Origin of the sequence: Marinomonas colpomeniae, from assembly GCF_014803385.1 — a bacterium.
Taxonomy (GTDB): domain Bacteria; phylum Pseudomonadota; class Gammaproteobacteria; order Pseudomonadales; family Marinomonadaceae; genus Marinomonas; species Marinomonas colpomeniae.
Genome location: NZ_JACYFC010000001.1, coordinates 1,028,154 through 1,048,735, shown reverse-complemented (window position 1 = coordinate 1,048,735; position 20,582 = coordinate 1,028,154). Strand labels below are relative to the sequence as shown.

The 20,582-nt window shown below is 40.0% G+C and carries 20 protein-coding genes; 9 read left to right on the top strand and 11 right to left on the bottom strand.

Annotation, left to right across the window (positions count from 1 at the left end):
* Positions 1–107 precede the first annotated feature (107 nt).
* Positions 108–578, top strand: a complete 471-nt coding sequence (locus tag IF202_RS04915; RefSeq protein WP_191593729.1) for a GtrA family protein — start codon at positions 108–110, stop codon at positions 576–578.
* 12 nt (positions 579–590) lie between these two features.
* Here the strand turns inward: IF202_RS04915 and IF202_RS04910 are convergent, their stop codons facing one another.
* The 3 genes from IF202_RS04910 to IF202_RS04900 all read right to left on the bottom strand — a co-directional run bounded on the left by IF202_RS04910 (position 591) and on the right by IF202_RS04900 (position 3,841).
* Positions 591–1,604, bottom strand: coding sequence for a pirin family protein (locus tag IF202_RS04910; RefSeq protein WP_191593728.1), 1,014 nt, complete (start codon positions 1,602–1,604; stop codon positions 591–593).
* A 168-nt stretch (positions 1,605–1,772) separates the two neighbouring features.
* The gene (locus IF202_RS04905; RefSeq protein ID WP_191593727.1) at positions 1,773–3,029 is read right to left on the bottom strand and encodes a sensor histidine kinase; all 1,257 of its coding nucleotides are present in this window, start codon (positions 3,027–3,029) and stop codon (positions 1,773–1,775) included.
* A complete protein-coding gene (locus IF202_RS04900; protein ID WP_456238045.1) occupies positions 3,026–3,841 on the bottom strand; it encodes a response regulator transcription factor in 816 nt (271 codons plus the stop codon). Before IF202_RS04900 ends, IF202_RS04905 begins: the two co-directional genes overlap by 4 nt.
* A gap of 55 nt (positions 3,842–3,896) precedes the next feature.
* Between IF202_RS04900 and IF202_RS04895 the strand changes: the two genes are divergently transcribed.
* From IF202_RS04895 to IF202_RS04885, 3 genes are all read left to right on the top strand, one after another.
* Positions 3,897–4,982, top strand: coding sequence for a glycosyltransferase family 2 protein (locus IF202_RS04895; RefSeq protein ID WP_191593726.1), 1,086 nt, complete (start codon positions 3,897–3,899; stop codon positions 4,980–4,982).
* A gap of 5 nt (positions 4,983–4,987) precedes the next feature.
* Positions 4,988–6,442, top strand: coding sequence for an ArnT family glycosyltransferase (locus IF202_RS04890; RefSeq protein ID WP_191593725.1), 1,455 nt, complete (start codon positions 4,988–4,990; stop codon positions 6,440–6,442).
* A gap of 162 nt (positions 6,443–6,604) precedes the next feature.
* On the top strand, positions 6,605–7,669 hold the full coding sequence (locus tag IF202_RS04885) for a polysaccharide lyase family 7 protein (protein ID WP_191593724.1): 1,065 nt from the start codon (positions 6,605–6,607) through the stop codon (positions 7,667–7,669).
* Between the two features lie 141 nt (positions 7,670–7,810).
* Here IF202_RS04885 and ykgO read toward each other — a convergent pair whose 3' ends face one another.
* The 4 genes from ykgO to IF202_RS04865 all read right to left on the bottom strand — a co-directional run bounded on the left by ykgO (position 7,811) and on the right by IF202_RS04865 (position 10,878).
* Positions 7,811–7,948, bottom strand: a complete 138-nt coding sequence (ykgO, locus tag IF202_RS04880; protein ID WP_191593723.1) for a type B 50S ribosomal protein L36 — start codon at positions 7,946–7,948, stop codon at positions 7,811–7,813.
* Between the two features lie 11 nt (positions 7,949–7,959).
* Complete coding sequence (locus IF202_RS04875) at positions 7,960–8,205, bottom strand: type B 50S ribosomal protein L31 (RefSeq protein ID WP_191593722.1); 246 nt, start codon at positions 8,203–8,205, stop codon at positions 7,960–7,962.
* 168 nt (positions 8,206–8,373) lie between these two features.
* Positions 8,374–9,492, bottom strand: coding sequence for a choline metabolism transcriptional regulator GbdR (gbdR, locus tag IF202_RS04870; RefSeq protein WP_407943809.1), 1,119 nt, complete (start codon positions 9,490–9,492; stop codon positions 8,374–8,376).
* 255 nt (positions 9,493–9,747) lie between these two features.
* Complete coding sequence (locus IF202_RS04865) at positions 9,748–10,878, bottom strand: hybrid-cluster NAD(P)-dependent oxidoreductase (RefSeq protein WP_191593721.1); 1,131 nt, start codon at positions 10,876–10,878, stop codon at positions 9,748–9,750.
* Positions 10,879–11,196: 318 nt separating this feature from the next.
* Between IF202_RS04865 and IF202_RS04860 the strand changes: the two genes are divergently transcribed.
* From IF202_RS04860 to IF202_RS04845, 4 genes are all read left to right on the top strand, one after another.
* Entirely contained in the window at positions 11,197–12,471 is a 1,275-nt protein-coding gene (locus tag IF202_RS04860; protein WP_191593720.1) for an aromatic ring-hydroxylating oxygenase subunit alpha, read from the top strand.
* A 149-nt stretch (positions 12,472–12,620) separates the two neighbouring features.
* Positions 12,621–13,859 (top strand): cystathionine gamma-synthase family protein, encoded by a 1,239-nt coding sequence (locus IF202_RS04855; RefSeq protein WP_206705360.1) that lies wholly within the window; start codon positions 12,621–12,623, stop codon positions 13,857–13,859.
* Positions 13,860–14,163: 304 nt separating this feature from the next.
* Positions 14,164–14,721 (top strand): YbhB/YbcL family Raf kinase inhibitor-like protein, encoded by a 558-nt coding sequence (locus tag IF202_RS04850; protein WP_191593719.1) that lies wholly within the window; start codon positions 14,164–14,166, stop codon positions 14,719–14,721.
* 80 nt (positions 14,722–14,801) lie between these two features.
* Positions 14,802–15,581, top strand: coding sequence for a helix-turn-helix transcriptional regulator (locus tag IF202_RS04845; protein ID WP_191593718.1), 780 nt, complete (start codon positions 14,802–14,804; stop codon positions 15,579–15,581).
* 37 nt (positions 15,582–15,618) lie between these two features.
* Here the strand turns inward: IF202_RS04845 and IF202_RS04840 are convergent, their stop codons facing one another.
* The 3 genes from IF202_RS04840 to IF202_RS04830 all read right to left on the bottom strand — a co-directional run bounded on the left by IF202_RS04840 (position 15,619) and on the right by IF202_RS04830 (position 19,538).
* The gene (locus IF202_RS04840) at positions 15,619–17,028 is read right to left on the bottom strand and encodes an FAD-binding oxidoreductase (protein ID WP_191593717.1); all 1,410 of its coding nucleotides are present in this window, start codon (positions 17,026–17,028) and stop codon (positions 15,619–15,621) included.
* Between the two features lie 47 nt (positions 17,029–17,075).
* Positions 17,076–18,413 (bottom strand): CDP-diacylglycerol--serine O-phosphatidyltransferase, encoded by a 1,338-nt coding sequence (gene pssA / locus IF202_RS04835; RefSeq protein ID WP_206705359.1) that lies wholly within the window; start codon positions 18,411–18,413, stop codon positions 17,076–17,078.
* 171 nt (positions 18,414–18,584) lie between these two features.
* Positions 18,585–19,538: a LysR substrate-binding domain-containing protein gene (locus tag IF202_RS04830; RefSeq protein ID WP_191593716.1), complete on the bottom strand. Its 954-nt coding sequence runs from the start codon at positions 19,536–19,538 to the stop codon at positions 18,585–18,587.
* Positions 19,539–19,671: 133 nt separating this feature from the next.
* On the opposite strand from IF202_RS04830, the gene IF202_RS17425 reads away from it, so the two are divergent.
* Entirely contained in the window at positions 19,672–19,926 is a 255-nt protein-coding gene (locus IF202_RS17425; protein WP_235963267.1) for a DUF1127 domain-containing protein, read from the top strand.
* Positions 19,927–19,988: 62 nt separating this feature from the next.
* Here IF202_RS17425 and IF202_RS04820 read toward each other — a convergent pair whose 3' ends face one another.
* Entirely contained in the window at positions 19,989–20,516 is a 528-nt protein-coding gene (locus tag IF202_RS04820) for a cysteine hydrolase family protein (RefSeq protein WP_191593715.1), read from the bottom strand.
* Between the last annotated feature and the right edge of the window lie 66 nt (positions 20,517–20,582).

Genomic DNA, 20,582 nt, shown 5'->3' with positions numbered 1-20,582 from the left:
AACGCATATTTCAGATTCCTTAAAGGAATCCTTTAGAACATCCATTCATTTATAGTCCACCTATTTCTTTCACTTTTTTTTGATGCTTGTTTCTTTAAAGTACCATCATGAGCACACCTTTAAGAAATACCTTTTTTAGTCACACTATTTTAAACCATAGCGCTATGCGCTTCGCCATGGTTGGCGCTATCGGCTTTCTTGTCGATCTATCCAGCATGCTGCTGTTTTCTTTATGGTTATCTCACACAGCGGCTAGGGGATTAGCTTTTTGGGTCGCCGCCAGCTCAAATTGGTGGTTGAATCGGCACTTCACTTTTGCCTGCCCTACAAACAATAAAGAGAGCAATAAAAAAGCCGCCGTTTTGCAGTGGATGCAATTTATCGGCAGCTCTATGTTGGCATTTATCCCAAATTGGGGGTGCTATGTCTTACTTTTAACACTACAACCTTTGGTATCCAACCCAACTATTTCTTTATTGTGGCCTTATCTCGCTATGATTCCCGGCGTATTAATTGGAATGATAGCGAACTATCTGTTAGCTCGTTTCTGGGTCTTTTCCAGTTACACATTCAAATAAAGCCATACGGTTTTATTTCACTTGTGCGTCAGCATATTTTGCAAAACGCTCAGCCGATTTATCATGCACTTGATCATGACGAGGCCAAGGCCAACCACCAAATTTCGTCATTTGGTAATCATTAAAGGCTTGCTGTAGTTCAGCTTTTGTATTCATCACAAAAGGTCCATGTTGCTCTACGTGCTCACCAATAGGACGGCCTTGCAACATCAAAAATCGGGCGAGTTTACCAAGATTTTTTATCACGACGCTGGTATCACTTTTTAGAACAAAGGCCTCATTGATCGACCCTTTTACTCCGTTCAACTCAACCTGTTCACCTTCGAAGAAATAAAGACTTCGATTCAATCCAGAAACCGCGGCAGGTAAGGTCCATTGCCCCTGCTCAGGCAAGTCAATTATCCAAATTGCGACATGACTATCACTTTCACTTTCAACAGCCCAGGAATTAGGAGGGCAAGGTGCTGCAGCCACGTCATTTAAAGTACCTGCAACGACTTTTATAGAGGTTTCGTGACCGTTACCATCCAACGCTTTCACAATTGGCGTATCTTCATCCCAGAGCATAGTAAAATGCGGTGGCACCATTTTGTTTTTACTCGGAAGGTTTAGCCAAATCTGAAAAAGCTCAAGTGGATTATTGCCCTCTTCATTTAGCAAAGGAAACATTTCTGAGTGCTGAATACCCTCTCCAGCCGTCATCCATTGGGTATCACCTTCACCATAGCGACCTGAAGCCCCCATGGAGTCCGCATGATCTACCAAGCCCTTGTTTACGATAGTAACCGTTTCGAAACCACGATGAGGGTGAGCAGGAAAGCCCGGTATCTTTTTACCGTGATACATTCGCCAGCCATCCATACCGACAAAATCTTGACCTAACATACGTCCTACCAAAGACGCAGCAGGACCCATATCGCCATCACCTTCAGGGTACTTGTCATTATGGAAAGCACAAAATAAGAAAGGGTCAAAGGTTGGCCAGAACATACCCAGAGGCAAACGTTTTAAAATAAAATCACTCATCATCTTCTCCACAAAGAGTCGCTATTAAAAGAATCATAGCACCCTCTCGCACAATCGATTTACACTGTTATTGGATCAAACCTATCAACTTTTCCAATGAACATTTTTTAGTAAGAACAAATCTTTTCAGTACAAATAAACAAGTGCTTTCTAATAAACACAATCACTTTAGGCAGGAAAAACAATCTTAGATGTACAACCTTCGCCGTTGTTATCTAACAAGCTAAACTCACAATGATATTTCGCACAAATATCACGAACTATCATCAGCCCTAAACCATAACTTTCGCCACCAGGTTTCCCTTTCAAACCACAGCCAGTATCGATAACACTAAGAGTATTGTCTGACATTACCAGAGTCACACTACCCTCATCTGTACAAGCCAACGCATTTTTAAGTAAATTTCCCACCAAGATATTTAAAGTCGGAATGGGCAATTTAGTAATGATCTGACCTTCATTAATAATTTTTATTTCGACAGGTTTACCCGATAAATACCCCCAATGCATTTGGCGAATATTTTCCAGCTCACTTTCTTCAACAGAACGCTGAGGAATAGTCGATAAATCATCTTCACGGGTCAGGGATAATAAGGTAGTGATGTAGTCTTCCATTTCCTGACAGGCTTGATGCATACGTAATCTTTGTCTTTCTAGAAAGTCTTTCGAATCGGATTTATCAATCAATGTCACAGCACCTTTCATGACCATCAAAGGCGTCCGCAATTCATGACTCGCATAACGATTAAACGCTCGCTCACGCTCAATCAAAGAACGAATCTGATCTTGATAGTCATTAAGACGCTCTACCAGCTGATGTATTTCTCTTGTTGTCGCGCCATCTGGCAATTCAATCGCCGAAAGATTCGTCGGACTTCTCTCACCAAGATTCCTTGAAAGCTCAGACAGTGGATGAGTCAAGCGGTTTGATATGCGCATTACAACCCACAAACTCACCACCAGCAGCAACAGTGATAACAGCAACTGAGTACTCTGAGTTTCGAACATCTGACTCTCGCTGGTTTCATAAATTTCATCGTAATGAAGTAGATACAGTGTTTTTTCTTCACCATTTAAAACAACAGTAGAACGCATTAAAAATATTTCTGAATCGACACCTTCACTTTCATCTAATTCAAAAGGTTTATCATTAACAATGTTAGAACTCAGAATGATGCCTGTTGGTAAATTTTCTTTTCCTATATAGATCTCAGAAAATGGCGGCACAGCAATATGAGTAAGATCGGTACCTTCCAATGAATTAACGGCAATACTTTTATCTTTCAACATACGATTTTCAGCGTAAATCATTTCTATGTTTTCGATCATCGACTCAAGCATAGAAAAATGAAACGCAATAATGGCGAATGCAACAATGGAAAAATAGGTAAAGGTCAGCTGTTTTGCGGTTTTAATACGTTTCATTCGTCACCTTCAGCAATCAAGCGATAACCTACTTTAGAGACTGTTTTCAAATAAGCATGCTCAAACGGTCGGTCGATCAAACTGCGCAATTGATAAATATGGCTGCGCAACACCTTGCTATCTGGCTCTTCATCGCCCCACAAGGCATCACAAACTTCTTCTTTTGATACTAGGTCTGGAGCTTTCTGAATCAGACATTTTAAAATGGTGTATTGAGAAGGATTCAATGAATAACGGCTGCCTTCTCGTTGCAAAACACGTGTATTCATATCCAAAGACAAATTACCGTAACTTAAAATGCGATTCGCTACACTGCCTTTACGTCTTCTGACCAAGGCTTGCAAACGTGAATCTAGAATTTCCAAATCAAATGGTTTGACCAAATAATCATCGGCAAAATGCGCAAAACCAGCCAGAATATCGTCTTTCGTATCTCGGGCTGTCAACATCAATATCGGTGTATCAATCCCAGCATCACGCAAAGACTTACACACTGTCAGACCATCCATTTTAGGTAACATTATGTCCAGTATAATGGCGTCATAATGCTCGGTCTTAGCCAGTTCATAACCTTGCAAGCCATTACTCGCATAATCTAAAACATAATCTTTGATTTCAAAGTAATCAAAGATTATGCCAGCAATGCCTTTATGATCTTCCACCAAGAGTAATTTCATAGTTGTCTCTGCTGCCACTGTATAAAAATCGCCAACCAAATAGCCGTCAATTAAGAATGAATGATCCACTCTTTTTAATACGACATATTGTCCCATAAATACATGAAAAAAAAGTGAATCACTTTTTTGCGACATGTCCGTCTTTAAGATGCCTCCATAAGCCTTTTTCCACATTAGAGGAACGCTAAAGATGAGCGCTATTCCATACAGACAATACATACATCCGACCAGCGAACGTTCGGCAGACGTAAAGCATGTGCATTCAGCAGATGTGCAGCCTTTGATCACGGTTATCATTCCATTCTTAAATGAAGCCGATGTTTTGCCTATTTGTCACCAAAGAGTGTGTGAAGCGCTGACTAAACTGCATCAGCATTGTGAGATTCTTTATATCGATGATGGCAGCCAAGACGGCAGTTGGGATTTAGTTAGTCGATTCAAACATCATTTACATCAAGTTCGCAGCCTACGTTTGAGCAGAAACTTCGGCAAGGAAGCCGCCATGAGCGCTGGAATGAAAGCGGCATCTGGGCGTTGTGTTATTTTGCTTGATGCAGATTTACAAGATCCGCCTGAGTACATTCCTGAGATGGTAAAAGCATGGCAAAACGGCGCCCAAGTAGTCGAAATGCAACGCCGCGAGCGTCATGGTGAAAGCTGGTTAAAACGCGCCACTGCGCACTGCTTTTATCGCTTTATGTCTCATGTAAGTGATCACCCTATTACAGAAAACGTCGGTGATTTTCGTTTAATGGACGAAAAGGTCGTAAAGGTTATCAATACCTTGCCAGAACGAACACGCTTCATGAAAGGTTTACTCGCTTGGCCAGGATTTAATCGCACCATTTTACAATTTGACCGCGACCCTCGCCTCGCTGGAAACACAAAATGGAACTACCCAAAACTCATTCATCTAGCGCTAGAAGGCATTACCTCATTCAGTACCAAACCATTACGCTGGGCAACAATGGCGGGCATGATGACGTCTGCAATCGCCTTCATTATGACCATTATTATTTTCACTAAAACCCTTGTTTGGGGCGACCCTGTTGTTGGTTACCCTTCCACCATTTTAATCATTTTGTTTTTAGGTGGAATACAGCTGCTGTCCATTGGCGTGCTAGGAGAATACGTTGGCCGTTTATTTATCGAATCCAAACAGCGACCTCTATATGTCCTCATGGAAGAAGCGATGGCGAAGCCGACGTTTAAACCACTTGACGCCTATCAACGACCAAAGCCTTTTCAAACAGCCCCTTTTCAAATACAGGAGTAAAAATAATGCCCAAGACACCTTTTACATCACCTCTTAACACTCAACCTTCTGTTAAGTTTTTGCTCATTTTACTCGCCAGTTGTTTGGTCCTGCGATTTATCTCTTTGGGCTTGTATCCGCTGATGGACACTACGGAAGCAAGATACGGCGAAATGGCTCGTATCATGTTTGAAACAGGCAACTGGATCACCCCCATGTTTGACTATAACGTGCCATTTTGGGGAAAACCGCCCATTTTCACTTGGTTAAGTGGATTGGGCTTTAGTCTCTTTGGTATCAACGAGTTTGCAGCGCGAGTTCCACATCTTATCGTAGGGTTTGGAACTATTTGGTTAGTGTATATGCTGGCAAAAGATAAGTTTCAGTCGACTAATATGGGGCTATTTTCCGCCGCATTATTAGCCTCTACTTTTTCGTATATCTTGTTAAGCGGTGCTGTGATGACAGACACTGCACTGACTTTTTCAATTACGTTAAGCATGGTCAGTTTTTGGCAAGCATGGAAACATTTGAATAGTAACCACGGCAAACATTGGGGTTATTTATTCTTCATTGGGTTAGCTCTGGGAATGCTATCAAAAGGCCCTCTAGCTATCGTCCTGATTGGTATTAGTCTGACGGTTTGGTTAATGCCAAATGGTCGTTGGAAAAAACTATGGCATGCGCTGCCTTGGGGTTATGGCACGCTGCTTTTCATTGTTATTGCAGCACCTTGGTACGCCATTGCAGAATACAAAACACCCGGTTTTTTAGATTACTTTATCGTTGGCGAACACATTAAGCGCTTTATTGTGAGCAGCTGGCAAGGTGATTTATATGGCTCTGCACATGAAAGAGCACGTGGTACTATTTGGATATATGCCTTTACGGCTATGCTGCCCTGGAGCCCGTTATTAATTTGGCAATGGATTCGCTCCATAAAAGAAGGTAAAGACACGGAAGAAAATACAGACGGCTTTGGCAGTTTTCTATTATTATGGTTACTTTCTCCTTTATTATTTTTTAGCTTTTCTGGGAATATTTTAGCCAGTTATGTAATGCCAGCAATGCCAGCTACCGCTCTTTTACTAGTACATTTACATAGTGAAAGACCTCTACCAAACTGGTTGTATAAAATAGGTTTCATAACACCATTATTACTCATCATTTTAATAAGCGCCTTAAACCTTGAGTGGGTACATCCACGCTCACAAAATCAGATTCTCACTTTATGGAAGCAACAACCAGAAGCCATACAAAACGATTTATTTTACCTACATAAACGACCTTTCTCTGGCCAATATTATTCATCAGGTAAAGCCAAACAACGCCTAGCAAACCTTAATGCTTGGTTACCGTCACAACATCAGTCTTTCTTTATTGTTCAATCTAAAAATGACAGTACGGTCTATCCAGAGTGGATGTGTGAAGAACGAGGAAAAACAATAAAAGAAATCCTCCTACTTTGTCAGAAGTTGTAACGTCTAATTTTGCATAACGAATAGCTATATTTATTGCGTCAAGACTCATTTGACGCAATTTTTTTAGCCCTCAACATTTTTTCCTGCTACATTTGTCATACAAAAGTAAAAAATCTTTTATAAAATACAAAATCCATTCTTTCAAGAAGCTGATTAATATACATGTCAAACAAAAATAAATTAGTTGTAGCAACCATAGCAGCGCTAAGCATAATTGGTTACGTATCAGCTGCTGAAGTAGCTCATTCCACAATGCACCCAGCAGATAAATTTGATTTAACGAATTGGAAAATCACTTTGCCTCTAGATGCGGATGCAAATGGTAAAATTGATGAAATCAAAGTAAAAGATATTCAAACCTACTCCCACCCCGATTTTTTCTACTTAAATACTGACAATGAAATGGTTTTTGCGGCTTCTAACAAAGCAAAAACAACATCTGGTTCGTCTAACACTCGCAGTGAGCTCCGCCAAATGTCTCGCGGCATGAATACTAGCTTTGGTACAAAATCTCCAGAAAATAACTTTGCACTCTCTGAAAATAAAGAAGGCGTTGTTTTTGGTGGCAAGATGAATGCAACACTAAAAGTAAATCACGTTTCAGAGAACGCTGGTCACCCTGAAAAATATCCAGCGTATTCGGTTGTTGTTGGTCAAATTCACGCTGGAAAAGATAAGGCAAAAATTAAAGCTGATACAGGTTTTGGCTTTGGTAATGAGCCGTTAAAAATTTACTACAAAAAATGGCCTAATCATCAAACAGGCTCTGTATTTTGGAATTATGAACGTAACCTAGAAAAAGCCAATCCAGACCGTACTGATATTGCGTTTCCTGTTTGGGGGAATACATGGGAAAACACAGCTAACCCAGGTGATAATGGTCTTACACTAGGCGAAGAGTTTAGCTATGAAGTAAATGTGCATGGAAACATGATGTACCTTACTTTCTCAGCGCCAAATAAAAAGACGGTTAAATATGAAATCAACCTAGCTGGAAACATTGATCCTTATGGCAATGTTGATGTAAAAGACAACCCACGAGGTTTCGCTGAAGACTTTATGTACTTCAAAGCCGGCGCATACAACCAGTGCAGTACTAAAGATAATGACGGAATATGGTACACGGCATGTCCAGGTACAGGAGACTGGGAAACAGACAAAGCGAATGGTAATTATGTAAATGTTTCTTTCTCTGAACTTACTTTAAGCAAGTCTACTCAGCCTTAATTTTGACCTAATTTCGAATGTCTAAATTTAAACATTAAAGAAGTAGACTTCCTATTAAAAGAAAATCTACTTCTTAATAACTAAACCTCCAGAGACTAAACTTTCAACACAGTTCTCTAGAATACCTCTTAACTAAAGAAACTATTTCCCCTTCACTCCTTGAGACGCTTTAAAGCGAGGGTTAGATTTACAGATAACGAATAAACGCCCTTTCCTTTTTACAACCTTACAGTCTTTATGGCGAAGCTTAACGCTTTTTAGTGAACTTAGTACTTTCATCAAACCCTTCCTTATTTTTTCTGCTTATAACGACGTCTAAATTGCGCAATACGACCTTCACCATCGTGAGACCTTTGCTCGCCGGTATAAAAAGGATGTGAAGCGCTGGATACATCAATCGCCATATAAGGATATTCCTGCCCATCACGATTAACGGTTTGAGGCGTATTTACGGTTGAACCTATAAAAAAATAAATGTCTTTTCGTGTATCGTGAAAAGCAACCGTTCGATAGTTAGGGTGGATATTTTTACGCATAGCAAACCTCATATAAATGTTATATTATAACATTTATATGCTTTTTCAAATTAAAATGCAAACACACCTTAAATAACCAAACTTTTTTTATGAAAAATATCGATCTATATGCATAAAAAAAGCCTCACTTGTGAGGCTTTTTCCTTTTAACTTTATTATCTAATAACTTTAAACAACCGAAACTGAACCATAACTCGGCTCAGAATACGATTGGCTTAATGCGTCTTGAGAATGAGGCATATAAACAATCGGGGCACTTCCATCTACGGCTAGTGGATTAACCACGTCCTCAGCCTTCCAGGCGGCTTTACGTTCATCACGAGGAGAGACGCCAATGTGCTTACGGTAACAACGACTAAAGTGCGGAGTTGAAATAAACCCACATGCCATGGAAATTTCCACAATAGACATGTTGGATTGTTTTAGTAATTTTCTAGCTCGCTCCAGTCTCAAACGTAAATAATAACGTGAAGGAGAACAATCTAAATGACGAAGAAACATACGTTCGATTTGGCGACGTGAAATATCAACAAAATTGGCTAATTCGTCTAACTCAATAGGCTCTTCTAAATTATTTTCCATCAGCTCAATAACATCAACTAATTTGGGAGCACACATTCCAACACTATTAAATTGACGCATTGGCATGCGCTGTTGATCTGATTCAGATCGAATGCGATCACAGATAAACATATCGGAAACGGCATTAGATAACCGAGGGCCGTGTTGCTTCGTCATCATATTCAAAAACATGTCCATTGGTGCACTACCACCAGATGCTGTCATGCGATCTTTATCAATCGAAAACAAGCGATTATTACAGTTCACTTTAGGAAAGGTTTCTTGCAGTGCAGTAAGACATTCCCAATGAACGCTACATTGATAGCCATTCAACAATCCAGCATGCGCCAGCACATAAGCACCAGTACAAATACCGCCGAGCTGAACACCTTTTCGGGATTGTTTCGTCAACCAAGAAATCTTTTTAGGGGAAAAGGTACGAGTAATATCGACGCCACCAGCGACAATAATAATGTCAAAATCAGCATTGTCTTGAATAGAAAAATCGGGGGTCAAACTCAAGCCATCACTGGCTATGACAGATTCACCGTCTTCTGAAATTAAGTTCCAGCTATACAGTTCTTCTGCAGACAACTGATTGGCCATTCGTAATGGCTCAATTGAGGAGGCAAGTGCGATCATCGTAAAATGATCCAATAATAAAAAGCCTACTTTTGTTGTGCTCTTAATATCAAAAGCAAGTGTAGAGTCATTCGCCATTACCATATCAATGTCCTCATATGTGTGCATATTTATGACATAGCAAAATTCAGACCATGATCAAAAAAAACACTTTTTTATTTTTAAGGAAACACAAAATTATAGGTATTAGATCGTATATCAATAGGATGTAGCCAACAACCGAAAGCTCACCTGAATATAAAGGATTAATACACTACCAAGTACACCCATAAAAACACAATATCACGCACTAATATAGATCAATATTGCACCTTTATTGGGTGTCCATTTGGTCAACAATTAATACTCTACAACCACATCAGATTTGGGCACAGTACAACAAGATAAAACATACCCAGCTTCAACATCATCATCGGTAATACCACCGTTGTGATCCATCTGAGTTTCTCCAGATTTCACCAAGACTTTACACGTACCACAAATCCCCATGCCACAAGCTTTCGGGATTAATAAGTCTAATTTTGCAGCCGCATTATGCAAGGTTTCACCCGCCATAATTTGAATACTCTTACCGCTATCTGAGAAATCAATTCGCAACAAATCTTCTTGGTTAACTGCATCTGCTTCAGCCTGCGCTACTTCTGCTTGCTCAAGCGCATCTTCCACTACGTCTTCAGGAGTCTCTCCAAAAGATTCTTCGTGATAGTGCGACATATCAAACCCTCTTTCCATAAGAAGGTTTCTAACCGCTTTCATATAAGGCGCAGGGCCACAGCAAAAAATCTCACGTTCCATAAAGTCTGGGGAAATCATGTCCAATTTAGACTCATCTAAATAGCCACGATATCCCTGCCAAGGCAAACCACTTTCCATACGCTCGACAATTAAATACAAACCAAAATCGTCTAATCGCGACGCCATATGATCCAATTCACGTTGATAAATCACATCACGAGGAGAGCGTGCGCTGTGAATAAAGGTAATATCAACATCCGCATTAGTATCAAACAACCAACGAGCCATCGACATAACTGGCGTAATACCAACACCACCAGACAAAAACAACACTCGATCTGACGTGTAATCAATGCAGTTAAAGTTCCCTACTGGACCATGTACTGCCAATTCAGAGCCAACAACGAGATTATCATGCAACCAATTCGATACTTCCCCACCCGGAACACGTTTCACTGTAATCGAAAAACTATAAGGCACAGAAGGTGAACTAGAAATAGTGTAAGAACGCATAACCTGCTTGCCTTCGATCTCCATTTCCAAGGTAACAAACTGACCCGGTTTAAAGAAAAACATAACGGGTTGCTGAGCCATAAAACAAAATGTGCGCACATCCCATGTTTCATGGATCACCTTCACACAACGTACGTTATGACGGCCATTAACCCAAGTTTGTGTATTTACTGGTGCTAGGTAATCAGCAGTTACCACTGGTGTAGAAGAAGAGTCGGTCATATTAAAGTCTCTTAAAATAAATTAGCACAATGGAAGTCGTCATTGCGTCTACGTCTTTTCGCCATTTTGGAGGCAGTTGAGTTATTCAAGTTAACTCTTAACGACAATTTATTGCTCATTGCGGTCAAGCCTAGATAGCTCAAGTCATTACGCGTCGATTTATGTATCAACCCGTGTCGTGAATGGTCATTTACGCTATGCCTAATTAAGACAATATAGCCTCGTAACTGAACGCCTTGTAAAACAGCTTTTTATTAACATTGTTAATCTTGCTGTAAAGCAGTCCATCAATCTTTTTGTCATGTAAGGCCCAGAAAGATGAATCAACACGACCTACTCAATGTTCGTCATGCTTCCCTTAATGAAGCGAAAACAGCTATGTCAGATTTGCTAGCGAAACGTCCTAGTAACTATTCATTAGATGCACCGCTGTACAACGATCCACATATGTTCAGAGTCGATATGGAAGAAGTCTTTCAGAAAGAATGGCTTTTTGTCGGCATGACCAGTGAGGTTCCTAAAAAAGGCGATTACATCACAGTAGAAGTTGGGCAAAACCCTGTTTTAGTGGTTCGTGACGGAGAAGGTAATGTAAACGCCTTCCACAACACCTGCTCACATCGTGGTTCGCTTATTTGCACCGAGCACAGAGGGAAAGTGGCTAATCTCGTTTGCCCTTATCACCAGTGGACATACGATCTAAAAGGCAACTTATTATTTGCCGGCACAGAAATGAACCAAGACTTCGATAAAGGACAACACGGCCTAAGACCTGCCTTCTGTAAAACAGCAGGTGGTTTTATTTTTGTGTGCCTTGGTAAAGAAGCGCCAGAAGATGGTTTTGACGAATTCCTAGAAACACTCGAAACCTACATGGAACCTTACGACGCTGAAAATACAAAACTGGCCGCAGAATCGACCATGTATGAACGTGCCAACTGGAAGCTAGTATTAGAAAACAACCGTGAGTGCTATCACTGCTCTGCTAGTCACCCAGAATTACTAAATACTCTACTTGAGTGGGACGACACAGAAGACCCTCGTGCGCCGCAAGACTTCCTAAAGCACTACGCAGAACAATCGGCTCAATGGGACGCTGAAGGCATCCCACATAAGCTTAAAAGCTTTGGCGAAGTGCAACGTAACCGTATCGTTCGTATGCCACTTAAAAAAGACACCAAAGTAATGACCATCGATGGCTCTTTGGCTAGCAATAAAATGCTAGGTCGCATCAAAAACCCAGAACTTGGCTCAATGCGAATATTGCATTTACCCAATTCTTGGAGTCACATGCAGTCTGATCATTTTATCGTATTTCGAGTACTGCCTATTTCTGCTCAAGAAAGCATCGTCACCACCAAATGGTTTGTCCATAAAGATGCGGTAGAAGGTGTGGATTACGACCCAGATAACTTACGCAAAGTTTGGGACGCAACTAACGAGCAAGACAAGGTACTTGGCGAGCGTAATCAGCTTGGTATTAACTCTCTCGGCTATCGCCCTGGCCCTTATTCTGAAACGTACGAATTCGGTGTTATTAACTTTCTAAACTGGTATTCAAATACCATTCAAAGAAATTTAAAAAACAAATAAATCGTCATCGAACAAACATAAAAAAAGCGAGCTTCAGAGTTCGCTTTTTTTATGTCTTTCCTAGCATAGCCATCAGAAGGGTATTATCATAACCAGCAGTAAAGACAACTCTCTATTGTCATCCAAAGATTTAATACGGTGATACGAAAATGATAAAGTTAAAAGGTTTTACCAGCAATATTGTCCATCATGACCGCCAACAAGGTTATAACGATAGCCCTATTCATACGCCAATTTATAACTCTGTTCCTTATGGCTATAAAAGCACACAAGACTTAATGGATGTGTTTCAAGGTAAAGCTTCAGGTCAAAGCTACGCAAGACAGTCCACGCCGACCACAGATAGCCTGCAAGAGATGATTACGCAAACAGAGCAAGGCATTGGCAGTTTGGTTTTCGCAACAGGTATGGGTGCACTCAGCGCTATCTTCTTAAGTTTATTGAAACAAGGCGACCATTTGATTGCGAGTCGCTTCTTGTTTGGTAATTCTTATAGCCTAATGACAACACTTGAAAACTTTGGCATTGAGGTAACCTTAGTCGATGCCACTGACGTAAATAATGTCATTGCTGCCAAGCAAGATAATACACTCATGGTGTTTGTAGAAACCATGGCAAACCCGGGCACACAAATTGTTGATTTAGCAAAAATTGGAGATTGGTGTGAGCAACAAGAATTAGTGTATCTTGTTGATAACACCATGACATCGCCCTACTTATTTCAACCTATCCGGGTAAAGGCTAGCTTAGTTATGAACAGCTTGTCTAAGTACTTTTGTGGCCATGGCACTGTATTAGGCGGCGCAGTGACTGAAACAGGATTGTATGATTGGGCAAACTACCCCAATATTTTTGAAGCTTATCGAAAAGGTGACAATCGCAAATGGGCGCTCACGCAAATTAAGAAAAAAGCCTTACGCGATATGGGTGGAACACTCAGCTCTGACGGCGCCTACCAAATTGCGGTTGGTGCAGAAACCATGGCATTACGCATGGATCGGTCTTGTGCCAACGCATTGGCTTTAGCACAACTGTTAGATGCACACGATAAGGTAGAAGCGGTTTATTACCCCGGTCTGTCTTCACACCCTCAACACGACAAAGCAACAAACTGGTTCAGACACTATGGCTCAATTCTTAGTTTTGACTTAAAAGCCGGTTACGATTGCTCAGCTTTGTTAGATGCCATTGATATCATCATCAACGCGACTCATTTAGGCGACAACCGTACTTTGGCACTTCCTATGGCTGGCACGATTTTTTATGAAATGGGCCCAGACAATAGGAAAAAAGCGGGTATCAGTGAACAAATGATTCGCTGCTCTATTGGCATTGAAGATACAGAAGACTTACTAGAAGGCTTTAAATTAGGGTTAGATCAACTCTAACTTTCTAACCTCATGTTATTAACATGAAAACCAAAATGAAAAGCGAATCACATCAAATGGTTCGCTTTTTTTCTGTTCACCTTCACCGCGATAGCAACCACACTTCTCATCATAATCGTCGAAAGCACACCATAAAAAAGAAGCCTTAAAAATAAAAATCACTAAAAGTTTCATTTTGAATGACATAAAATATCCTTTTGATCCTTTATGTCGAGATAAATACCGCCCCTTCCTCTTAATATAAACCTCGGTTACTGAGATCTGATTCAGGAATTCTATTTATATTTATCGATGGGAATACGACATGAAAAAAATTTTCAAAAAGAAGCAATCATATATATTGGCTGCAAGCATCATTATTTCGGCCAGTTTTTCAACAAACAGTTTTGGTTTTGAACTCACAAGTAGTGACATTCAAGAAGGTGAAAAAATGGCGAAAACGTTTGAATTTTCTGGCTTTGGTTGTGACGGTGGCAACCTATCACCACAGCTTACATGGTCAGATGCTCCAATGAGCACAAAAAGTTTCGCGATTACTGCATACGATCCTGACGCTCCGACAGGTAGCGGTTGGTGGCATTGGGTCAGTTTTAACATTCCAGCAGAAGTCACATCACTGAGTCGTGGCGCAGATTTACAATCACTGGGTGCAACAGAGTTAACCTCAGATTATGGAAGCATTGGCTTTGGTGGCGCATGCCCTCCAGAAGGGCATGGAATGCATCGTTATCAGTTCACGATTTGGGCACTACCAGTAGAAAAACTCGAATTAAATGACAAGGTTTCTTCTGCAATAGCTGGCTATACTTTGAATAGCATGGCAATTGGCACAGCCAAACTGACCGCAACGTACAATCGTTAAAAGACACAATGATTAAGTAGTAGAATGACTTAAAGGCACCAGCATTAAAATAACGTTTGATTACTACACTAAGGGAAAGAATGGCCAACGCAATTCAGATCAATCACATGTACGGTTTGCATAATCAAAGACTGCGCAATGTTACCGTTCATTCCCCTAGTATTTTTTGGGTGCAGTCTGGTCATAAACAACTGTTTTGGCAAGATAATGAATTAACACTAGATTCATCAAACCTATTATTGACTCGCGCTCAACAACAGCTCACTTTTGAAAACAAACCAGAACGAGCTAGATTCTCGTCGTTACAGTTCAGTTTTAATCTAGCACCAACAAAAGAGATGCTAGAGTTAAGTACAACGATGAAATGTGACTTTTACTTTCCTGTTCATCATTCATCCAAAAGCCTATTAAAAACCCTTGAGATTTTTTCAGACTTACCTTGGGATGACATTAGCCGTAAAGTTCAAACCTTTTGGCTTAATGGTTTCTATCAACAGTTAGCTGAAGAAGGCAAATTACATCAACTATTTTCAAGCCATAGTCTGTCTTTTAGTCAAAAAATCAGTGAATACTTAACACAAGAACCAGGGCAGGATTATCAACTAAATGACGTTGCGGAACACTTTTCAATGAGTCGAGCAACGCTCATTCGTCGGCTAAAAAACGAAAAGACACAGTTTAGAGAAGTGTTAACTCAAGTACGAATGAACCATGCGTTAAGCCTAATGCAGAAAGGCCACAATCAGCAAATAGACATCGCTTTACGCTGTGGTTATCAATCTCAAGAACGTTTTAGTCAACGCTTCAGCCAAAGGTTTGGCGTTAGCCCAAAACAATATCTGAGAACATTAGTTGAATAGTCTATAAGGAAGAGATTCGATATCGCTTAGCCGTGCTTTAAGAAACGTTAATACTTTGCGCATAATTAAATCGATTATCAGGATCCAATTTACGTTTTAGCTCCTGTAATCGTGCATAGCCATCACCATAATATGCACTTTCATAGCCAATAATATTTACGTCTGGATAATTAACATAATGCTCTTTGACGTTATTCTCATACAAAGCATTTTGAATTGATTTCATGCCGTCCATACCTTGCTGCATATCTTCTGATTTTTCCCAGTAACATTGGGCTTCACCCAAATAATTGGCTTTTCGGTGGGCGTAAGCGCCTTCACCTAACCATTTTTCATTATTTATGTTTCCACCTAAAGTGTTGATCTGAAAAACAGCGCCTTTAGTATTAGCCGTTATTTCAAATAATGTTTCAACACACTCTTCAATGTCTGAAAAGTTCTTATAAAACCCTGCACTAATATTTTTAAAGTACAAGGCATCACTGCGCCCGTAGTAATACTTAACACCCACTTCTAGGGGATCAGGGTTAAGGTTGTCATTTTTATCCATTATTCGGTCGAAGTTTTTCAAAACCTCTACCATGCTTTCATCGTCTTCGGTCGCCGTCAGCATTACGGTTAATGTTTTACCGTTTAACACGAAGGCAGAGAACGCATGATTGGGTAAGTTATCACACTGCTCAAACCATAGTTTTGCTAGGCCTACCGCTTTTTTAGAAGACAATTTAAATGAACGAAATCGATGTTGGTACAATGTTTTCGGAGCTTCAACCGTATTGAATCGTAATTGAGTAATGACGCCAAAGTTCCCATTACCTGCGCCACGACAAGCCCAGAGTAATTCAGGCAAGTCATCTGAATCTAATATATTGCCATTAATATCAACCATTCGGACACCGGTTAAATAATCACAAGTTAATCCAAATTGACGAGCAAATAATCCATATCCACCACCCAGTGTAATACCTGATAACCCCACCGAAGCACATGAGCCAGAAGGCAATAGACGCCCTTTAGGCAAACAGTAGCTATAGAGCTGTGCAAGCCGAACAGCTGGGCCTGCTACAAGTTTATGATAGTCATCAAGTTCCAACCCATTCATATGTGAGAGGTCAATCACCATGCCATTGTCGTTTAAAGAAAATCCTTCAAAACTATGACCACCACTCTTTATATTGATATCTAGATTATGCTCATTTGCATAGTTCACAGCTTTTTGAACGCCGCGTTCTGTTTTACAAATAGCCATTATTTGAGGTTGTACATCAAAGCGCTTATTAAACAAACGTCTATATACATTGAATAGTTTATGTTCTTTTCTTAGGAAGCTAACATCGTCGTCATCACTTATTAATGTTGATGCACTAAGCCAAGGAGTGTTTATAAAAAAAGCGCCCAGTCCAATCGTTTTCAATAAAGATCTTCTGTTAATGCGACTTCCCTTCACTTAATTATCCTCACTAACCAAGATGTAGTTTTGCTTTTATACCAAGTTTACAAAATCCGTTTTAATAATCGATCTGCTCTTGTGCGGATGACTTTTTTCAATAGGCGTTGGATTCTCGAAGGATAATCTTGCAGCGTTTCAAGCTGGCTGCATGTGGAGATACGTTGAGTGTGCTTGAATATATTCTCAAATTCTTCGTTGAATTTTGCTTCTAAAAGCTTGTTAGGATCGCTGATCAACAAACCATTTTCCAAGTCCAATGACCAAGCCCTAGGATTTACGTTATTCCCTGTTAGCAACATGGTACTGCGATCTACCCATAAACCTTTCAAATGATAGCTATTGGCATCGTGCTTCCATAAATGAACCGATAATTGCCCTGTCGCTATGTATTTTTCATTAACAACAGAAAATTTGCGCAAGTTAATTTCATACAAATAAGGTAAACCACCAATAGCTTTAAACGGTTTATCAGGTGCAATATAAAAATCATTGGCGGTTTTATCACCCACCACAATATCTACTTTCACACCGCGCTTGATGGCACGTTTAACTTCCCTCAACACAGATTTTGGAAGGTTAAAGTAAGGTGTACATAAAATAATTTCTTCCGTCGCGTTCGTAAGCAAAGCAAGAATCTGTTTATTAAGCATGTTGTTGCGTCTGCCAACACCAACCAGAGGTGTGACTGCCACATGATTTTCATCAACTTGTTGCGCTTCACCTTGGTAAAATGAACGACTTAAGGCAATACGAAATTTACGAATGTCAGATTTTAATTCTTTTGTAGTTGGTAACCCTGCCTTCGAAAGATCATGAACAGCAGGATGACTAATCATATCGTTCTGAATAAAATCAACCATGCTATCTGCTAGGGGCATATTTTGAATAACGTGGTAGCGGTCAAAGCGATAACGATCGCCGTAATGCAGGTAAACATTGTTAAGGCTAGCACCACTGTAAATTACCGTATCATCGATAACAAAGCCTTTTAAATGCAACACACCAAACACTTCACGTTTACGAACAGGAATACCATAAACAGGAACCGACTCAGCGTATTTGTCAGCATACGCCTGATAAAGCCCAGCATTACCTTTGGTGCTCTCAGCACCGATCAGGCCACGTTGCGCTCGATGCCAATCAACACAAATCACAATGTCTAATTTAGGATTGCGTTGTTTCGCTTCATATACAGCCGTTAATATTTCTCTTCCCGCTTCATCATCTTCCAAATAAAGCGTAACGAGATAAATTCTAGACGTCGCATTATTAATCGCCTCTAACAGGTATTCCCGAAAACGCGCTGCAGATTGCAAAATTTGAAAATGGTCATGTTCTACTGCAAAAGTAGGCAATGAACCGAATGAAGATTGATTGGGCATGATATAGACATACTACCTTTTGTTAAACAACAAGCAACTGTAACAAATTTGTTGGTTTTTTTCCTATAAAAGAATGACGTAGAAGAAATGAAAATCTATTACTTAGCTATATTCGTCTTAAAATAGATAAGTATTCTTCTTAAAACAGACCAGTATCGTGCATTCATACGCCTACACTTTCACTTCTTTAAAGTCAGAATTTTTCAATAAATACTTCTTCCATGACAAATCAATCGACTTTACCTCATGATCAATCCAGCGTTTGAACGCCATTACCTTTTCATATTTGAAGTGTTGAGGCGGTGCAACAAGATAAAAATCATACTGAGATTTCATATAAATAGGCAAAGGACAAATCAACTGTCCCTTCTCCAAAAGTTCATAAACCAAACCAAAGCGCATCATAGCGAGGCCTTGACCAGACAATAACGCCTCCACCAGAGCAGTTGAATCTGCAATATGAAGATGTGAATTCATCGGCATATCATACATATCTAAAAACCGCTGAAGTATTGGCCAAACATGTTTAATATCTGGCCCAGTGTCCGTAATAATCGGAATATTTACTAATTGTTTTTTAATAGATTCATCGTTATTAATCAAGGAGGGATGACAAACAGGTAACAAGAACTCTTCAAATAAAAGCGTCGATTTCAGTCCCTGATACTTGCCCCGTCCAAGCCGAACTGCTAAATCTAAATCGCTGTCTAAAAAGTTAGATAAATCTGAACTCGGACTAAGACGAAGATTAATATCTGGCTCGTGTGCTTGGAACTTGCCTAATCGAGACACCAACCAACGACTAGCAAAAGAAGGAACAGAACTAATAATCAAAGTATTAGGATTAGGGTCTTCTGTGATCCCCTTCACGCCTTCTTCTAATAAGCTAAACGCCTTTTCTGCATACTCAAATAGATACTCACCTTCAGGCGTCAAAACGACTTGGCGAGCATGTCGCTCAAACAACTCCACACCCAATGATTGTTCCAATGTTTTTATCTGCTGGCTTACCGCCGCTTGTGTCACATAAAGATGCTCAGCTGCGGCTTTAAAACTCAAAGACTGCGCCGCATAGCGGAATGCTTGTAAAGATTTTAATGGCGGTAAAAGTCGATTAGTAGACATGATCTACACTCTACACAGTTAAGTTTTTCTTAATCATTGCATGTATTTTCTCGTTTGTCGAAAAAAACCTAATCGTAGATTATTCAAACACTAGCTAACAAAACACACTTAACAACAGAAAAGGAGAAACATAATGAAAACTTGCTCGTTACAAGAATCGTCAGTTTTAGAAAACAACCTAAATATAGAAGCTTGCTGTAAAAATGCACTAGACAGTTTTAAAGAAAATACACAGAAGAAAGCTATGTGGAAGCAGCACTTGAAAAGAATTGTCCATAACTGGAGAACAAGAAGCAGACTTAACTCACTAAGTGACGCTCAAATGAAAGACCTGGGCTTAACATCTTCAGATATTTACAACGAAACAAACAAAGCACTTTGGAAATGATGAACAAAAGAATGACATTCCGACACATTATAAAATAATCAAAAATCGGAATGTCATTTAATTTAAGTTAATCTAAATGCCTCTTTTATTGGTACACACGATACGCGGTTAGAAATCGCATTCAGTGCGATTAAATGCAGCAATTCTTCCCGTGTTGTACACGCTTCCCCTATCACCTCAACGTCATATTTTTCGGCTGATTTTGAAATCGCCGTATGCGTTATACAGTTTTGAGTCATCATGCCACACAGAATAAGATGCTCTATCCCCAAAGAATTCAACACCGCTTCTAACTCCGTTTGCTCAAACGCATCCGCAAAATGCTTTACGACAACCGTAGCGTTCGGCGCTGCCGCCTTTATGTCAGAATGAATGTCTACACCACTTGTATTCAGGTTAAAAAATGGCGCGGTGCCTGAAGGCGAATTCGCCACATGCTGAATAAAAATAATAGGTACATTATTAGCCTGCGCCAACGCCATTGCTTCCAAGATCTTTTCCAACCTGTCTTGTGTATTCCACAAAGGAAACAGACCGTTTTCGAAATAATCGTTTTGTGGATCAATCACCAATAAAGCACTGCGTTTCATTATGTTCTCCTCAATCAAGTAAAAAACAATAGTAGACAAAATTTCACTTCCATCAAAGTGTCAAAT

Bases quoted from the DNA above. Each gene is read 5' to 3' on its own strand.
- IF202_RS04915 (WP_191593729.1), top strand. From the start codon at position 108: ATGAGCACACCTTTAAGAAATACCTTTTTTAGTCACACTATTTTAAAC.
- IF202_RS04910 (WP_191593728.1), bottom strand. From the start codon at position 1,604: ATGAGTGATTTTATTTTAAAACGTTTGCCTCTGGGTATGTTCTGGCCA.
- IF202_RS04905 (WP_191593727.1), bottom strand. From the start codon at position 3,029: ATGAAACGTATTAAAACCGCAAAACAGCTGACCTTTACCTATTTTTCC.
- IF202_RS04900 (WP_456238045.1), bottom strand. From the start codon at position 3,841: ATGTCGCAAAAAAGTGATTCACTTTTTTTTCATGTATTTATGGGACAA.
- IF202_RS04895 (WP_191593726.1), top strand. From the start codon at position 3,897: ATGAGCGCTATTCCATACAGACAATACATACATCCGACCAGCGAACGT.
- IF202_RS04890 (WP_191593725.1), top strand. From the start codon at position 4,988: ATGCCCAAGACACCTTTTACATCACCTCTTAACACTCAACCTTCTGTT.
- IF202_RS04885 (WP_191593724.1), top strand. From the start codon at position 6,605: ATGTCAAACAAAAATAAATTAGTTGTAGCAACCATAGCAGCGCTAAGC.
- ykgO (WP_191593723.1), bottom strand. From the start codon at position 7,948: ATGAAAGTACTAAGTTCACTAAAAAGCGTTAAGCTTCGCCATAAAGAC.
- IF202_RS04875 (WP_191593722.1), bottom strand. From the start codon at position 8,205: ATGCGTAAAAATATCCACCCTAACTATCGAACGGTTGCTTTTCACGAT.
- gbdR (WP_407943809.1), bottom strand. From the start codon at position 9,492: ATGGTAATGGCGAATGACTCTACACTTGCTTTTGATATTAAGAGCACA.
- IF202_RS04865 (WP_191593721.1), bottom strand. From the start codon at position 10,878: ATGACCGACTCTTCTTCTACACCAGTGGTAACTGCTGATTACCTAGCA.
- IF202_RS04860 (WP_191593720.1), top strand. From the start codon at position 11,197: ATGAATCAACACGACCTACTCAATGTTCGTCATGCTTCCCTTAATGAA.
- IF202_RS04855 (WP_206705360.1), top strand. From the start codon at position 12,621: ATGATAAAGTTAAAAGGTTTTACCAGCAATATTGTCCATCATGACCGC.
- IF202_RS04850 (WP_191593719.1), top strand. From the start codon at position 14,164: ATGAAAAAAATTTTCAAAAAGAAGCAATCATATATATTGGCTGCAAGC.
- IF202_RS04845 (WP_191593718.1), top strand. From the start codon at position 14,802: ATGGCCAACGCAATTCAGATCAATCACATGTACGGTTTGCATAATCAA.
- pssA (WP_206705359.1), bottom strand. From the start codon at position 18,413: ATGCCCAATCAATCTTCATTCGGTTCATTGCCTACTTTTGCAGTAGAA.
- IF202_RS04830 (WP_191593716.1), bottom strand. From the start codon at position 19,538: ATGTCTACTAATCGACTTTTACCGCCATTAAAATCTTTACAAGCATTC.
- IF202_RS17425 (WP_235963267.1), top strand. From the start codon at position 19,672: ATGAAAACTTGCTCGTTACAAGAATCGTCAGTTTTAGAAAACAACCTA.
- IF202_RS04820 (WP_191593715.1), bottom strand. From the start codon at position 20,516: ATGAAACGCAGTGCTTTATTGGTGATTGATCCACAAAACGATTATTTC.